12 protein-coding genes and 1 pseudogene are annotated in these 14,026 nt (G+C 72.8%); 5 read left to right on the forward strand and 8 right to left on the reverse strand.

The genetic code is table 11. The annotated features are described in order from the left end of the window. Positions 1-12: 12 nt before the first annotated feature. Positions 13-1,338, reverse strand: a complete 1,326-nt coding sequence (locus tag CCN29_RS02745) for an MFS transporter (RefSeq protein WP_086679896.1) — start codon at positions 1,336-1,338, stop codon at positions 13-15. Positions 1,339-1,486: 148 nt separating this feature from the next. Between CCN29_RS02745 and CCN29_RS02750 the strand changes: the two genes are divergently transcribed. From CCN29_RS02750 to CCN29_RS02760, 3 genes are all read left to right on the forward strand, one after another. Continuing rightward, positions 1,487-1,693: a hypothetical protein gene (locus CCN29_RS02750; protein WP_078592390.1), complete on the forward strand. Its 207-nt coding sequence runs from the start codon at positions 1,487-1,489 to the stop codon at positions 1,691-1,693. Continuing rightward, complete coding sequence (locus CCN29_RS02755; RefSeq protein ID WP_086679898.1) at positions 1,680-3,071, forward strand: amidase; 1,392 nt, start codon at positions 1,680-1,682, stop codon at positions 3,069-3,071. The genes CCN29_RS02750 and CCN29_RS02755 overlap by 14 nt, the downstream gene beginning before the upstream one ends. 157 nt (positions 3,072-3,228) lie before the next feature. Continuing rightward, positions 3,229-3,843 (forward strand): TetR/AcrR family transcriptional regulator, encoded by a 615-nt coding sequence (locus CCN29_RS02760; RefSeq protein ID WP_228679236.1) that lies wholly within the window; start codon positions 3,229-3,231, stop codon positions 3,841-3,843. 364 nt (positions 3,844-4,207) lie between these two features. On the opposite strand, the gene CCN29_RS02765 is transcribed toward CCN29_RS02760, so the two are convergent. From CCN29_RS02765 to CCN29_RS35530, 3 genes and pseudogenes are all read right to left on the reverse strand, one after another. After that, positions 4,208-4,615 (reverse strand): STAS domain-containing protein, encoded by a 408-nt coding sequence (locus CCN29_RS02765; RefSeq protein WP_037817510.1) that lies wholly within the window; start codon positions 4,613-4,615, stop codon positions 4,208-4,210. Further along, the gene (locus CCN29_RS02770; RefSeq protein ID WP_006136360.1) at positions 4,615-6,099 is read right to left on the reverse strand and encodes a PP2C family protein-serine/threonine phosphatase; all 1,485 of its coding nucleotides are present in this window, start codon (positions 6,097-6,099) and stop codon (positions 4,615-4,617) included. The genes CCN29_RS02765 and CCN29_RS02770 overlap by 1 nt, the downstream gene beginning before the upstream one ends. A 279-nt stretch (positions 6,100-6,378) precedes the next feature. Next, positions 6,379-6,480, reverse strand: a pseudogene (locus tag CCN29_RS35530) (DNA starvation/stationary phase protection protein); the annotation flags it as partial. A 390-nt stretch (positions 6,481-6,870) separates the two neighbouring features. On the opposite strand from CCN29_RS35530, the gene CCN29_RS02780 reads away from it, so the two are divergent. Both CCN29_RS02780 and CCN29_RS02785 read left to right on the forward strand, forming a co-directional pair. After that, on the forward strand, positions 6,871-7,743 hold the full coding sequence (locus tag CCN29_RS02780) for an MEDS domain-containing protein (protein WP_086679900.1): 873 nt from the start codon (positions 6,871-6,873) through the stop codon (positions 7,741-7,743). Continuing rightward, the gene (locus tag CCN29_RS02785; RefSeq protein WP_086679901.1) at positions 7,740-8,696 is read left to right on the forward strand and encodes an anti-sigma factor RsbA family regulatory protein; all 957 of its coding nucleotides are present in this window, start codon (positions 7,740-7,742) and stop codon (positions 8,694-8,696) included. Before CCN29_RS02780 ends, CCN29_RS02785 begins: the two co-directional genes overlap by 4 nt. A 115-nt stretch (positions 8,697-8,811) precedes the next feature. Here CCN29_RS02785 and CCN29_RS02790 read toward each other — a convergent pair whose 3' ends face one another. The 4 genes from CCN29_RS02790 to CCN29_RS02805 all read right to left on the reverse strand — a co-directional run bounded on the left by CCN29_RS02790 (position 8,812) and on the right by CCN29_RS02805 (position 14,020). After that, the gene (locus CCN29_RS02790; protein ID WP_086679903.1) at positions 8,812-10,158 is read right to left on the reverse strand and encodes a glycoside hydrolase family 125 protein; all 1,347 of its coding nucleotides are present in this window, start codon (positions 10,156-10,158) and stop codon (positions 8,812-8,814) included. A gap of 117 nt (positions 10,159-10,275) precedes the next feature. Next, complete coding sequence (locus CCN29_RS02795; protein WP_031063714.1) at positions 10,276-11,313, reverse strand: LacI family DNA-binding transcriptional regulator; 1,038 nt, start codon at positions 11,311-11,313, stop codon at positions 10,276-10,278. A 44-nt stretch (positions 11,314-11,357) separates the two neighbouring features. Continuing rightward, positions 11,358-12,305: an ROK family protein gene (locus CCN29_RS02800; protein WP_006136355.1), complete on the reverse strand. Its 948-nt coding sequence runs from the start codon at positions 12,303-12,305 to the stop codon at positions 11,358-11,360. Further along, on the reverse strand, positions 12,302-14,020 hold the full coding sequence (locus tag CCN29_RS02805; protein ID WP_006136354.1) for a class I mannose-6-phosphate isomerase: 1,719 nt from the start codon (positions 14,018-14,020) through the stop codon (positions 12,302-12,304). Before CCN29_RS02805 ends, CCN29_RS02800 begins: the two co-directional genes overlap by 4 nt. Positions 14,021-14,026: the final 6 nt, after the last annotated feature.

A 14,026-nucleotide genomic window follows, 5' to 3' on the forward strand; every position in this document is an offset into this window, starting at 1 on the left:
CACGGCGTTTCCTTACCTGTCATGGGTCGCGAGGACGGAGATGTCCGGAGCGGGTGTGTCGGGTGAGGCGGATGTGCAGTTGCTCGTCGCCGGGCGGGAGTGGGCGTCCGGGGACGGTGTCCGGCGTCGGCTGCGCAGCGTCGCGGTCAGCGTCGCGACGGCGACGGTCGCCAGTACGGCCGCGCAGCCGGCATGGGCCAGTGCTGCCGCACGCAGCCCGAAGCCGGCTGCGAGGGCGCCGGCGGCGATGGCGGGGAGACTCATCGCCAGGTAGCTGAGTACGTGATAAGAGGCGAGCGTGCCGCCCTTCTCCCGGGCCGGGACCGAGTCGACGACCGCGCGCAGTGCACCCTGGGAGACGGCTCCGAAGCCGAACCCGGCCAGCGCCGCCCCGGCGAAGAGGAGTACGGGGCCGGCGAGGTGGAGGGCGCCCAGGGACAGGACGGCCGCCGGAATCACCGCGCAGCTCCCGAGAAGAGCGCAGACGTCGGCACGCATCCTGCGGGTGAGGTACACCGTCGGGGCGGCGACGGCCGTCAGCGTGAAGAAGACCATGCCGCCGACGTATGCGGGTGCGCCGGGGGAGACGAGCCGTGTGAAGCCCGGTCCCAGGGACGAGTAGAAGCCGCCGAGGGCCCAGACGGCGACGACGCCGGCGCCGTTGAGCAGGAGAGCGTGGGCGGCCGCCGGCGGCAGCGCCAGGTGGGGCCGCGTCGAGCGCAGTGCTCCGGGACGGCGGCGGACGGTCTCGGTCGTGGAGACGAGGGCGATGGCCTGCGCGGCGAACACGGCGATCAGGACCGCGTACACCGTGATCGTCGGAACGGGGGCGAAGCGCACCATGAGAGTGGCTGCAAGGACGCCGGCCGCCATGCCCGTCACCGGCGCGATGCTGTTGGCCAGAGCGGGGCGACCCGGCCGGGCGGGGTCTTCCAGGTCGAGGAGAGCCGCACCGGCCGCGCTGGTCGCCGCGCCGGTCGCGATGCCCTGCAGCACGCGGGCGCCGATCAGGGTGGTCAGGCCGCCGGCCGTCGCGAACAGCGCCATGGAGGCGGCCTGGACCGCGAGCGCGCCCAGGAGCACCGGGCGGCGTCCGACATGGTCGGAAAGGGTTCCGGTCGTCAGCAGTGCGATCAGGAGCGCCAGAGCGTAGGCGCTGAAGACCACGGTGATGTCGAGGGACGACAACCGCCACTGAGCCTGGTAGTGGGGGTACAGCGGGGTCGGTGCGCCGGATGCGGCGAGCAGCGCCATCAGGATCGAGGTGTGCAACGCGAACGGCAGGCGTCCGGATGGGGAGGTGCGGGGAGGCGCGAGGCCCGCGGGGACGCTCTGCATGAGGGTCCTTCCTGTGCTAAAAGCGATTGGTTTGCTTTAAGTCACCGTAGGTCCTACGATCGACTAAAGCAAACAATTCGCTTTTACGGTGGTCGGAGGTCCTGTACCGGCCCCGGCCCGTCGCGCCGCACAGATCCGAAAGGAAGCCATGACCAGCGAACTCACCCCCCAAGAGGCAGCCCGAGGGGCGCTGCGGGCGGGGCTCCCCCTCGGGGACGGCCGACATGAAGGAGTGGCCATGACGGCCAACCACATCCACTCCGTCATCAGCACGTTGCGCGAGCTCGATCTCGGCGAGACCCCTCCCGCGTCCTCCTACCGAGCCGGACAGGGGAACGCCGATGCAACCGTTTGAGCTGTCGCTGACCGAAGCCTCCCGTGCGGTGCGCGCACGGGAACTGTCCCCCGTCGAACTCACCGAATCGGTGCTCGCCCGTATTGCCGCCGTCGAAGGACGGCTGGGCGCCTACGTCACCGTCGCCGCCGACGCGGCCCTCGCCGCAGCGGTCCGCGCCGAACGGGAGATCTCCGGAAGCGGACCGCGCGGGCCGCTGCACGGGATCCCCATGGCGCTCAAGGATCTGATCGACGTGGAGGGGATGCCCACCACGGCGAGCTCACACGTCCGGGCAGGGCACGTGGCGGAACGCGACAGCCGGGTGGCCGAACGGCTCGGCGCCGCCGGGGCCGTCCTCCTGGGCAAGACGCACACGCACGAGTTCGCCTACGGCCTGACCACTCCGCAGACGAACAACGTCTGGGACCACACCCGGGTCGCGGGCGGATCGAGCGGCGGCTCGGCGGTGGCTGTCGCCGCCGGCGGGGCGACGTTCGCCATGGGCACGGACACGGGCGGTTCCATCCGGGTCCCCGCGGCCCTGAACGGCGTGGTGGGCCTCAAACCGACCTACGGCCTGGTCCCACGCACAGGCGTGACCTCGCTGTCCTGGTCCCTGGACCACGTGGGCCCTCTCACCCGCACCGTCCAGGACGCCGCGCTGGTGCTGTCGGCGACCGCCGGCCACGACCCGCGCGACCCGGCGAGCGTGTCCGGTCCGGTGCCGGACCGCTTCCCGGGAGGCGACCTGCGAGGACTGAAGGTCGGCGTACCGCGGAACCACTACTTCGACCGGGTCACCCCCGAGGTCGAGGAGTCCGTACGCGGCGCGATCGATCGGCTGGCGGAGCTGGGGGCGGAGCTTGTCGACGCGGAGATCCCGATGGCGCGTTACCTCCAGGCCGTCCAGTGGGGGCTGATGGTTCCCGAGGCCACCGCCTACCACGAGCGGTCGCTGCGGGTCGCCCCCGACCTGTACACCGCGGACGTTCGCATCCTGCTGGAGGCCGGCGCACTCACCTCTGCGGGCGACTACCTCCGCGCCCAGCGGGCCCGCACCATGATGCGAGACGCCTGGGCTCGCATGTTCGAGGAGATCGACGTCCTCGCCGCGCCGACGGTGCCGATGACCGCCGCCGAGGCGGGGCAGGAAGCCGTCGAGTGGGCCGATGGCACGACCGAGTCCGTGTCGGACAGCTACGTCCGCCTCTGTGCCCCGGCCAACATCACCGGCGTCCCGGCCCTCACCCTGCCGGTCGGCCACGACCGCGCCGGGCTGCCGATCGGTATGCAGCTGATGGCGCGCCCCTTCCACGACGCGACGGTGCTCCGTGTGGGCCGGGCCTACGAGGAGTCGGTGGCCGGCGCGGGGCGGCTCGCTCCCCTCGCCGCCTGAGGGCAGGCGGACGTTCCGGCCGGCATGCGGTCGCCTCGCCGCGGGGGCGTCCGCCGTGCTCGGGCGCGCGGATGCGCAGCCCCGCGGGCCGCCGACGCCGGCCACCGTCCAGAAGCGACAAAATCGCATTAAGGTGGATCGCATGAGTCCCAGGCCCATGGTCCGCCCCGGCGGACGCAGCGCACGCGTACAGGAGTCCGTCCATGCGGCGGTGCGTGAGCTCGTGGAGGAGGTGGGCCGCGACGCGCTCACGGTCCCGATGGTGGCCACTCGGGCGGGCGTGACCCCTTCCACGATCTACCGTCGTTGGGGCGACCTGCAGGAACTCCTGTCCGACGTGGCCGTCGAACGACTGCGCCCGGAAACGGATCCCGCCGATCTCGGGAGCCTGCGGGCCGATCTCGACGCGTGGGCGGAACAGTTCCTCGACGAGATGGCTTCGCCGTCCGGGCGCGCCTACATCCGGGACGCCCTGCTCGGCGACCCCGACGGAACCAATGCCGGTCAGTGTTCGGCGTATGCCGCAGAGCAGATCGACGCCGTGTTGGCCCGTGCCGTGCAGCGGGGGGAGCCGGTGCCCGAGACGGAACTGCTGATCGACCGTGTCGTGGCGCCGATCATGTACCGCATCCTCTTCCGTCCTGTCCCCCTGGACGCCGCATACGCGCGCGAGCTCGTGACGAACGCCCTGTACGCCCAGCAGTTCGAGGCCGGCGCTCGCCCCACCCGGGCCGCCGCCCCTCGGCGCTCGAATGGGAAACCCGAGAACTGACCACTTCGCTCGTCGGACGGTCCGGCCACTGGGCCGTGAAGGCCAGTGCCACGCGCGGCACACAGCGACCTCGGTCAGCCGGAGCCCGAGCACCGCGGCACCGCCCTGTGGTTCCGGACCGTCCTGCGTGGGCCGAACGTCACCCTCCTCTCCCCGCGGCGCCACACTCCGGCCGTCCGGGATCGGGGCGTCCGCCTCGGGCGGCTCGGGCGCGGGTAGCCATGACGAGGCCACCTGCGCCTGTGTCCTCCCCCGGTCACCACTACGTCGCCGCATTGGCCGACATCGCCCACGCGCGTGCTGGGGCTCGTCTTCGAGCCGGCGACGTGATCAGCTCACGCCCGAAGATGGGGTGTGCGCGGCGTCACGGGCTCTGGGCTCCACTCCGGTCGGCTGTGCTGGTGGACGGGCCGTTCGTCATGGTGGTGAGCGCTTCCGCGGCGGTGGCGTGGACCGGCAGGACCGCGTCCACACCGGTCAGGACGAGCATCCGCATCAGGCGGTCCGGGACGTCCGCGAGTCCGAGTGCGCCGCCCGCCGCCTGCGCGGCGTGCCAGAGGCCGATGAGCGCGCTCAGACCGGCGGAGTCGCAGAAGCGGACCTGCGCCAGGTCCAGAATCAGGTGCGGACACCCTTCCTCGATGATCTCCGAGGCTTTGCGGCGCAGGCTGTCCGCGGTGCGTGTGTCCATGTCCCCGGCGACTGTGGCGATCGCGAGGCCTGGACGGGGGTGCTGGACAGTCAGGTGCAGAGTGTCGGGCACGTCGGTCATCACTCCTGGCCGAAGTGTTCGGGCGCGGCGGCGGTGTGGACGGTGGCGGCGATGCCACCGTCGGGTGTGGTGTCGGGGTGGGGGACGGACAGGGCCAGCAGAGCCACGTCGTCGCCGGCTCCGTCGGGCAGCGAGGCCAGCAGGGTGATGCTGTCCTCGACCAGGGAGGGGGCGGTGACGGGGCCGGTGCGCTGGTGGAGGAAGCCGGTCAGACCGTGGTCACCGAGCATGGCGCCCTCGGCGGTGCGGGCTTCGATCAGTCCGTCCGTGTAGAGGAACAGGCTTTCCCCTGCCGTCAGGGAGAAGGTGGTCTGGGCGAAGCACGCCTCGGGGAAGGCGCCGACGAGCATCCCGCCCTCGGGGCGTACGGCCCGCACCCAGACGGCGTCGCTGTCGTCGGGGCGAAGGTGGTAGGCGGGCGGGTGGCCGCCGGTGGCGACGGTGACGGTGAAGCCGCCGTCCTCCCGGGGCTCGAGAAGGCCGAAGAGGACGGTGCAGAAGCGGCGTCCGGCGGTGACGTCGGTGAGCAGCATGGTGTTGAGCGCGCTCAGCACGGTGACCGGATCGGCGTCGATCTGGGCCGCGGCGCGCAGAGTGTGGCGGGCCAGGGCGGTGACGGTCGCCGCCTCCGGGCCCTTGCCGCACACGTCCCCGAGGAAGAACGCCCACCGGCCGCCGTCGAGCGGGAAGACGTCGTAGAAGTCGCCGCCCACGTCATGGGCGGACGCGGTGCGGTAGTGGCAGGCCAACTCCAGGCCCGGCACCACGGGCAGGGCCGGGGGCAGCAGAGTGCGCTGGAGGGTGGAGGCGAACGCGGCGATGGCGGCCTTGTCCTCCTCCGCCTTCTCCCGCGCCGCCCGTTCCGCTTCGGCCCGCGCCCGTTCCGCCTCCGCGTGCCGCTTCTCCGCCTTTCGGCGGGCCTGCTCGTCGCGCAGGGCGCGCAGCGCCGACAGCCGCAGCTCCATCTCGTCCAGCACGATCGCGGCGAGATCGGCCAGGGTGGCGGTGTCCTCCTCGGTGATCGAGCGCGGCCGGGTGTCGAGGACGTTGACCGTGCCCAGCCGGTGCCCGTCGGGGGTGGTGATCGGCGCGGCGGCGTAGAAACGCACCCCCATTTCTCCGGCGACCAGCGGATTGTCCGCCGCGACGGGATCCTGAAGAGTGTCGGGTATGACCATCGTCTCATCGCGCAGGATCGCCGAGCCGCACAGGCCCGGATCACGACCGATCTCCGCGACACCCTCCAGGCCGTGGGCGGCCTTGAACCAGATGCGGTCGGTGTCCACGATCGTCACCGTCGCCACCGGCACGTCGAAGAGCCGGGCGGCCATCGCCGCCACCCGGTCGAACGCCCCGTCGGGCGGGGTGTCGAGGATGTCGTAGCGGCGCACCGCCGCGATACGGGCCGCCTCCGCGTCCGGGTCGGGAACCAGCTCCGGGCGGCGCCCGGGAGCCGGGTCGGTGGCCGATGCGTGCTGCACCATCGGCTTTCCTCTCCGTTGATGGGCTGCCGCCGTGAACGGCACGAACCGGCGCAGCCTAAGTCGACCACACGCCCGAACGCCAATGCCGTCGGGCAGCCGGGCCCTCGGCACAGGTTTCCCTGAGCGATGTGCCGGTCGGTGTCCTGGGTCCCACGGCCATGTGCGTGCGGGTGTGGGTTCCGCTCGGCAGGACGATCGGGATCGGCGCTTCCGGGAGCATCCGCTTGCGTCAGGCCCGCCGCGCAGCGGCGACGGCGGGAGCTCGGACACGACCTCGCCCGTGACGGCGGCGCGCAGGTCCTCGATCACCCCTGTGTACACCAGGTCCAGGGCACCGAGACGGGCGATGGCGTCGGCCCGGCCGATGGAGTAGTCCTTCCAGCCGAGGACCTGCTCATCGGGCAGCTGCGTGACCTGGAGAAGTTCCCATGGTTCGTGCGTGCCCACCTGGAGCGCGACGGAGGCACGCCGGCAACGGCTGGGGCGCGTACGGAGGAGGAGGCGGCGGACTCGGCCGTGTCCTGAGCCGCGGGGACGACGCCGGCGGCAGTGGTGGCGCTTCCTGCGCCCGCCCACCCTGCACGATGATGCCTACACGCTTCCGGCGTACGGTGCGCCCTCCGCCGCCGGGCTTCGGGGGCCCGGGTCCGGCCCGCTGCATCCCGTTCGTGAGACGGGGTGCCGGCGTCGCCGTCGCCGGCACTGGGCCGGACGGGACAGGGCCTACTCTTGAGGCGTCGTGCTCGACCGCAGGACGGGAAAGGGGGACGCGTGCACGAGAAGAACTCGTCGCTGGAAGGCGGCACCGCGGCGGATCGCCACGTCGCGGTCGAGTATTCCAGTGACGACGAGTGGGCCTGCCACCTCCTGGCCTTCGTCCGCGCGGGGTTCGCGAGGGACGAGCAGGTCCAGTACTTCGCGGACTCCACCGATCCCGGCCGGGTGACACGCACCCTCACGGAGCGCGGCGTGGACGCCGCGTCAGCGGTGCGGCGCGGCCAGCTCGTGGTGACGACCGCCGACGAGACGTATCTGGCCGGTGCCAGGTTCGACCCGGACGCGATGATGGGAGTGTGGCACGAGTCCGTGGACGCGGCTGCCGCACAGGGCTTCAACGGCCTGCGGGCGATCGGCGAGATGTCGTGGGGCGGCCGCGGCATCGTCGGCGCCGAGCGCCTGCTCGAGTACGAGCTGCGCATCCACCACGAGGTCTTCGAGCAGGCTCCCCCGCGAGCGTGGTGCTTCTACGACCGGCGCCTGCTGCCGCGCACAACGCTGGGCGTCCTGCGGGAAGCCCACCTGTCCAGAGCGGCCGCCGCCGACCCGGGTGAGACACCGGTGCTCTCGGCTGCTCCGCTGACGGCTCGGCCCGGATTCCGGCTCGCCGGCTCGGCCGGCTACGAGTGCCGTCAGGTCGTGGCCTCTGCGGCCGCCGCGCTTGCCGCGTCGCCGGCGGAGTCTCTCACCCTGGACCTGTCCGCTCTCGACCATCTGGACATCGCGGCCCTGGCCGACATCGTGAGCGCGGCCCGTCGCCGCCCGGCCGACGCCCCCGTGCGCCTGCTCGGGGCGCCGGCCGCCGTCCACCGCATGCTGCAGCTCTTCCCGGAGCTGCGAGCCGGCCTGGAGGTGGCCGAACTGTGACCACCCATACGCGGCAGCCTTCCGCGCCCGCCCCGGAAGACGCCTGCTTCCGCCATCCGGCCCTCTTCTACGCGACAGAGGAGGAGTACGCGAAGGGCGTGGGCGGGTTCATCCGTGGGGAAGCGAGCCGGGACCAGCCGGTGCTCGTCGCTGTTCCCGACGAGCGGCTGCCCGTGCTCCGGGACGTGGTCGGTGACGCACACCGGAGCGTCACCTGGGTCGACATGCGGGCCAGCGGACGTAACCCCGGCCGCATCCTCTCGATGCTCCAGGAGTTCGCCGACCGGCACGCGGACCGCTCCGCGGCCATCGTGGGAGAGCCCATCTGGGTGGGCCGCACGGCCGCGGAGGCACGGGAAGCCACCCGTCACGAGGCGCTGATCAACCTCGCCTTCGCCGGCCGGAGCGCCACCATCCTCTGCCCGTACGACATCTCCCTGCCCGAGGACGTACTCCAGGAGGCCCACCGCACGCACCCGGTCGTCGGCGACCTCGACGGGTACCGGCACAGTCCGCACTACGCGGACCCGCTCACGGTCTGCCGGGACTGCGACGCCCCCCTGCCCGAACCGCAGGCTCCGGTCGTGCTGAACTTCGGGCAGCGCAACCTCGGCGGCATACGCGACACCGTGCGGGACTGGGGCCGCTCGGTGGGCCTGTCCGCCGAGCGCCACACCGACTGGCTGCTGGCGGTCAACGAGGCAACCGGCAACTCGGTCCGCCACGGAGGAGGAAGCGGCACCCTGCGTCTGTGGCGCACGCCTGACACGGCTGTCGCCGAGGTGACGGACCGGGGCCGCATCACCGACCCGCTCGTCGGCCGCCGCCGGCCCGATCCGCTGTCCCCCGGCGGTGGCCGGGGAGTATGGATGATGCACCAACTCTGCGACCTGGTGGAGATCAGGACGCCGCCGTCCGGTCTGGTCGTCCGTCTTCACGTGGCGCTGGGGTGAGCGAAGAAGTCAGTTCCGCTTTGCGAGTCGGCGAACAAGCTGTCCGGCGGGCTGACCGCCGGCACCGACCGGAACCCGCGCGGACGCGACGGTCCCCGCCAGAGGGCGGGCCCCTCTACGACGTACCTCCCCGCACAGGCCGTGTGACATGTGACGGGCGGGTCCACAAGGCGCGGGTGCCCAGGTCGGCCATGTCCAGGGCGAGTTCGGCGTACATCGCGTTCGCCCAGGAGAACCAGGGGCGGGTGTACCGGCGGGGGTCGTCCTTGTGGAACGACTCGTGCATCTGGCCCGTTCCCGCGTCCGTCGCGAGCAGTGTCCGCAGAGCCGCGAGTCGTTCCGTACGGTCGCCGCTGGTCAGGCCCTGCACGGCGATGGCGATGGGCCAGATGTGCTCGTCGGGCGTGTGCGGGCTGCCGATGCCTTCGGCCGCCGTCCCCCGGTGCCACGTGGGGTTGGCGGGGGAGAGGGCGAAGGCCCGTGTGGCGAGGTACACCGGGTCCGTGGCGGGGATGTTCGCGACCAGGGGGAGCGAGAGCAGTCCCGGCATGTTGGCGTCGTCCATCAGGAGCGCGTTGCCTCTGCCGTCCACCTCGTACGCGTAGATCAGGCCGAACTCGGGGTGCTCCACGGTGCCGTGTTCCGCCGTGGCCGCCCGCAGTTCCGCCGCCAGCAGGGCGGCGCTTTCCGCGAGGTCCGTGTCGTGGGCGTGGTGGGCCAGTTCGGCGGCGCCGTCGAGGGCGGCCGCGGCGCACAGGTTCGCGGGGACGTTGTACCCGTGGACGCACGCGTCGTCGCTGGGCCGGAAGCCGCTCCACGTCATCCCGGTTCGGGCGACCGGAGTTCCGCGTCCGTCGTTCGGCAGGGTGTCGCTCGGCGGACCGTCCTCACGGCGGAAGCGGTAGGCGGAGAGCCGTTCGTGGTCCTGCTCAGTGCGCCAGACCGCGACGGCCGTACGGGCCGCGTCGAGCGCCTGGGCGACGTGGTCGGTGCGTCCGCTCGCCAGCCAGAAGCGGTGCGCCAGCAGGAGGGGAAAGGCGAGGGAGTCGACCTCGTACTTCTCCTCCCACACCCAGGGGTCCTCGCACAGGTCCCGGGGGTCATGGGCCCGCCCCGACGGCTCCGCGTTGAAGGCGTTCGCGTAGGGATTCCGTGCGATCTGCTGGAACTGGCGCCGCAACACGGCCAGCAGCAGGTCCTGGAGAGGCTCGTCCTCCTGACAGAGCGCCAGGAACGGCATCATCTGCGTGGAGGAGTCACGGAGCCACATGGCGGGGATGTCACCGGTCACGACGAAGGCGGTGCCGTCGGGCATCGGCCGGATGGTGCGGGCCAGGGTGTCGTCCAGGCAGCGCACCAGCGTCTCGCCGGCGCGCGGGTCGAGGAGGTCGGCGAGGTCGTCCAGCCGACGGACCGCACGCCGGACGGTCGGGTGGTCCTTGACGCTGGTCGGGAAGTGCATGGGAAGCCTTTCGGGTCGGCTCGGCCGGTCGTGGACCACCTTCGCCGGGTGAGGCCGAGGCATCGGCGTGCCCCGGCGCGCTCTCGGGCCTCGGCCGTCGGGGACCGACGCGGGACGTCAGACGCGGGGCGAGCGGTCCGCGTCGTCCGTGGAGGGCGCGCCGTACCGGACGACGCGGGTGGGGACCGTGACGCGCCGGGAGGCGGGCGGTGCCTCGTCGTCGTGTTCGAGGCGGTCGATCAGCAGGCGTGCGGCCTGGCGGCCGATCTCGTCGGCGTCGTAGGAGACGAGGGTCAGGGGCAGGCCGAGGACGTCGGACAGGTCGAAGTCGTCGAAGCCCGCGACGGGCAGGGACGCGCCCGACTTGTACAGGGCCCGGATCGCGCCCTGGCTGATGCGGTTGTTGGTGCAGAACAGCGCCGTGGGGCGGTCGGCCTGTCCGAGGAGTTCAAGGGTGGCCCGCTCCGCCGCCGCGGAGTCGGTCAGACCCTGGCGGATGAGGGCGTGGTCCGGCTCGATGCCGACTTCCTCGTGCGCCGCCCAGAAGCCGCGCAGCCGTTCGGCGCCGGTGTAGAGCGCCGGCGGGTTGCCGAGGAAGGCGATGCGGGAGTGACCGTCGGCCAGGAGGCAGGCGGTGGCTTCGCGCGCGCCGTGGAAGTCCTCGACCAGCACACAGTCGGTGTCGAGCCCGGCGGGCGGCCGTGCGGCGAGGACGACCGGGACGTGCCGCATGGCGGCCGCCAGGTGCTGTTGCCTGCTGCCCGCCGGAACGACGATCAGACCTTCGACCTGGTGGTCTATGAGCCCGTCGATCAGTCCGGGCTCCCGGTCGGCCTGCTCGGCGGAGTTGCTGAGGAGCATGCGGAAGCCGTACTCCGTCGCGACTTCCTGGACGCCGAGCGCGAGGCGCGAGTAGAAGGGGTTGGCGAGGTTGGTGACGACGAGGCCGATCATCCCGCTGCCCCCGAGGCGGAGGCTGCGGGCGGTCTGATTGCGGCGGTAGCCCAGTTCCTCGACCGCCGCGAAGACCTTCTCCCGGGTCGCTTCCGACACGCCGGGGGCGTTCTTGAGGACACGGGACACGGTCATGGCGCTGACCTGCGCGAGCCTGCCGACGTCGTGCATGGTCGGCCCACCGGCCCGGCGAGCGGTCATGCCCGTGCTCCTTCCTCTGCCTGCCTGTACCGGCGCGGTCGTCCTCATGGGGCGCCCTGCCCCCTCCGCGCCCAGTGGGCGGCCCCGATCAGAGGGGCCTCCGCGGGCCGGAGAGCCGGCAGGACGGGTACGTCCGGCCGTTCGCCCGTGGCCAGCCCGGCGGTGAGCGCGGGGTGGATCAGGTGCCATGACTGGGCCATGGAACCTCCGACGACCACCGCGGTGGCCTCGAAGAGGCCGATCCAGGGAGCCAGAGCCCGGCCGAGTGCGTCGAAAGCGTAGCGGAAGGCCTCCGCCGCCGCGGCCTCGCCCTGCACGGCACGGAGGGCTATCTCGTGCACGTCGGGGCCGTGTTGCTCATCGGGGTCGTCTTCGTCATTTGCCGTGAGCCTGCCGTACAGGGCGCGGATGCCGCGGCGTGACACGGTGTCCTCCAGCGGCCGGCCGTGCACCGTCAGCCGGTGCACGTGTCCGCTGGGCGGTACCGACGGGCCGGTGTGGACGGGGCGGCCCGCGGACAGGAACGACGACCCCACCCCCGTGCCCAGCGTCAGGCAGACGACCCGCTCGTGTCCCCGGGCGGCGCCGGCGCGGTACTCGCCGATGGCGAACGCGTCGGCGTCGTTGAGGAAGCACAGCCGCTCGGCCCGGCCGGTCAGCCGCTCGCGCAGGCCCGCTCCCACGTCGACGCCCGCCAGAGACTCGAACTTGCCCACCCCGGCGAAGCGGCCGACGCCGGTGGGGTAGTCGAACGGGCCGGGCATCGCCACGCCCCACCGCGTGCCGTGGCCGGCCGGCAGTTCGGACGCCGCCGAGGCGATGGCGTCGAGGATCTCGTCGGCCCCGCCGTGCGCGCGCAGCGGCCTGCGGAGCACCGTCGAGGGGACGGGGCGGCTCGTGCCGGGGTCCACGAGCGCGGCGGTGACATGGGTGCCGCCGACGTCGAGGACCGGGACCGGGACCGGGGCGCCTCCCGCGCGGGCCGCGGTCACGGTTCGACCACCAGCGCCTTGACGATCCGCACCTCGTCGCCGCCGAGCGCGCGCACCCGGTAGGGGCCGACGGCGGCGGGGATCGTGAGGGTCTCCGCGAAGGCGAGTTCGTGGGTGCGCCCGTCACCGGTCTCGATGACGGCTCCCTCGCCCGCGGCGGCGTTGAGGATGTGGAAGCGGCCCGCGGTGTCGTCGGGAGCGGCCGCGCCCTCCGCCACGACGAGGCGGTGCACCGCGTAGAACATCTCGGGCAGCGCGCCGACGACCTCCTCGCGCCAGCCGTCGCCGGACCGGAGCGTGCGCGGCTGCTGCACGAGTTCCTTGGTGACGTCCTCCCCGCGCCGGGCCGTGTCCAGGTTGGCGAAGCCGTGCTCGTACGGAAGGGGCCGGGACGCACCGGCGGCGTCCTTGCGCAGCCAGTCGTAGAAGCGCAGGGAGTACAGGTACGGGGTGGCGCTCACCTCGAGGACCAGGTTGCCCGCGCCGGAGGCGTGCGGTGTGCCGGCCGGGATCATGAACAGCTGCCCGACCGTCGCCGGGTGGGACTGGACGTGGTCCTCGACGGGCATCGGGGTGCCGTCGGCGATGGCCTCCTCCACCTGGCGCCGCATGGTGGCGGGATCCGCGTGCTCGGTGAGGCCGAGCAGCACCCGGGAGCCCTCCTCGGCGGCGGTGACGTAGTACGTCTCGTGCTGGGTGTACGGCCAGCCGAACACCTCCCGCATGTACCGCTCCCGCGGGTGGAGGTGCAGGGACAGGTTGCCGCCGCCCATCGTGTCGAGGTAGTCGAAGCGGATGGGGAAGGAGGTGCCGAACCTGCGGTGCACGTCGTCACCGAGCATCTCCACGGGATGTCCGACGCACAGGAGCTGGAAGGGGATCTCGACCTGCGCCCCGTTCTTCTCGCCGACGAGGACTCCCGCCTCGGGGGCGATCAGCTCGTAACCGAGCGCGGTGTTGCCGCCCTGCGGGGTGAAGCCGAGTTCGCTCGCCGCCCACTGGCCGCCCCACGGGGTGGAGTTGAAGTACGGGCGGGTGCGGACCGGGCCGCGTGCCAGGTGGGCGAGGGTGGCGCGCAGGGCGGCGCCGTCCAGGGAGGCGGGGCGGGCGGGGTGCTGCGTGTCGATCCACCGGTCGACGCGTCCCGCGATCGCGTCGCGGTGCCGGTCGAGGACCGGCCAGTCGGTGTAGAACAGGCGCACGAGATCACCGGGCCGCGCGGGGCGGCCCAGGTTGACGCCGACCGGCAGCTCGCCCTTCGACACCGCCGCCTCGGCGTACCGCTTCGGCAGATCCGCGTACCAGAGCACGTCCGGCTCGCACAGTGAGGCACCCGGCCCGTACACCACCCGTACCGCGTCTCGCGCGGGGCGCCCGGGCCGCGGCACGGCGTCGAACAGGTCCGCGACCCGCGCCTGGGACAGCGGGGTGAAGAACGGGTCGTCGGCGGGGACGGGCTCGGCGGTCAGCCGCTCGCCGGCCCCGGTCGCGTAGTGGTCGCGGACGTCGAGCAGGTCCACGTCCCGGCCGGCCGCGCGCACGGCCGCCGCCAGGCCTTCGGCGAGCGCGGCCCAGTCGAGGGCGGCGGGTCCGTCGACGGCCAGGACGAGCGGGCCGAGCGGCAGCCCCGCGACCGGAGCCGACCAGCCGGCGGCCACCTCCCCGGCGGCCGGCCGGTAGCTGGGGAGGGGGTCGTACGTACGGGACACGGGCACAGCTGC

The organism is Streptomyces pseudogriseolus (assembly GCA_002154585.1).
GTDB classification, from domain to species: Bacteria; Actinomycetota; Actinomycetes; order Streptomycetales; family Streptomycetaceae; genus Streptomyces; species Streptomyces pseudogriseolus.

Bases quoted from the DNA above. Each gene is read 5' to 3' on its own strand.
- CCN29_RS02790 (WP_086679903.1), bottom strand. From the start codon at position 10,158: ATGCACTTCCCGACCAGCGTCAAGGACCACCCGACCGTCCGGCGTGCG.
- CCN29_RS02745 (WP_086679896.1), bottom strand. From the start codon at position 1,338: ATGCAGAGCGTCCCCGCGGGCCTCGCGCCTCCCCGCACCTCCCCATCC.
- CCN29_RS02750 (WP_078592390.1), top strand. From the start codon at position 1,487: ATGACCAGCGAACTCACCCCCCAAGAGGCAGCCCGAGGGGCGCTGCGG.
- CCN29_RS02765 (WP_037817510.1), bottom strand. From the start codon at position 4,615: ATGACCGACGTGCCCGACACTCTGCACCTGACTGTCCAGCACCCCCGT.
- CCN29_RS02795 (WP_031063714.1), bottom strand. From the start codon at position 11,313: ATGACCGCTCGCCGGGCCGGTGGGCCGACCATGCACGACGTCGGCAGG.
- CCN29_RS02755 (WP_086679898.1), top strand. From the start codon at position 1,680: ATGCAACCGTTTGAGCTGTCGCTGACCGAAGCCTCCCGTGCGGTGCGC.
- CCN29_RS02760 (WP_228679236.1), top strand. From the start codon at position 3,229: ATGGTCCGCCCCGGCGGACGCAGCGCACGCGTACAGGAGTCCGTCCAT.
- CCN29_RS02770 (WP_006136360.1), bottom strand. From the start codon at position 6,099: ATGGTGCAGCACGCATCGGCCACCGACCCGGCTCCCGGGCGCCGCCCG.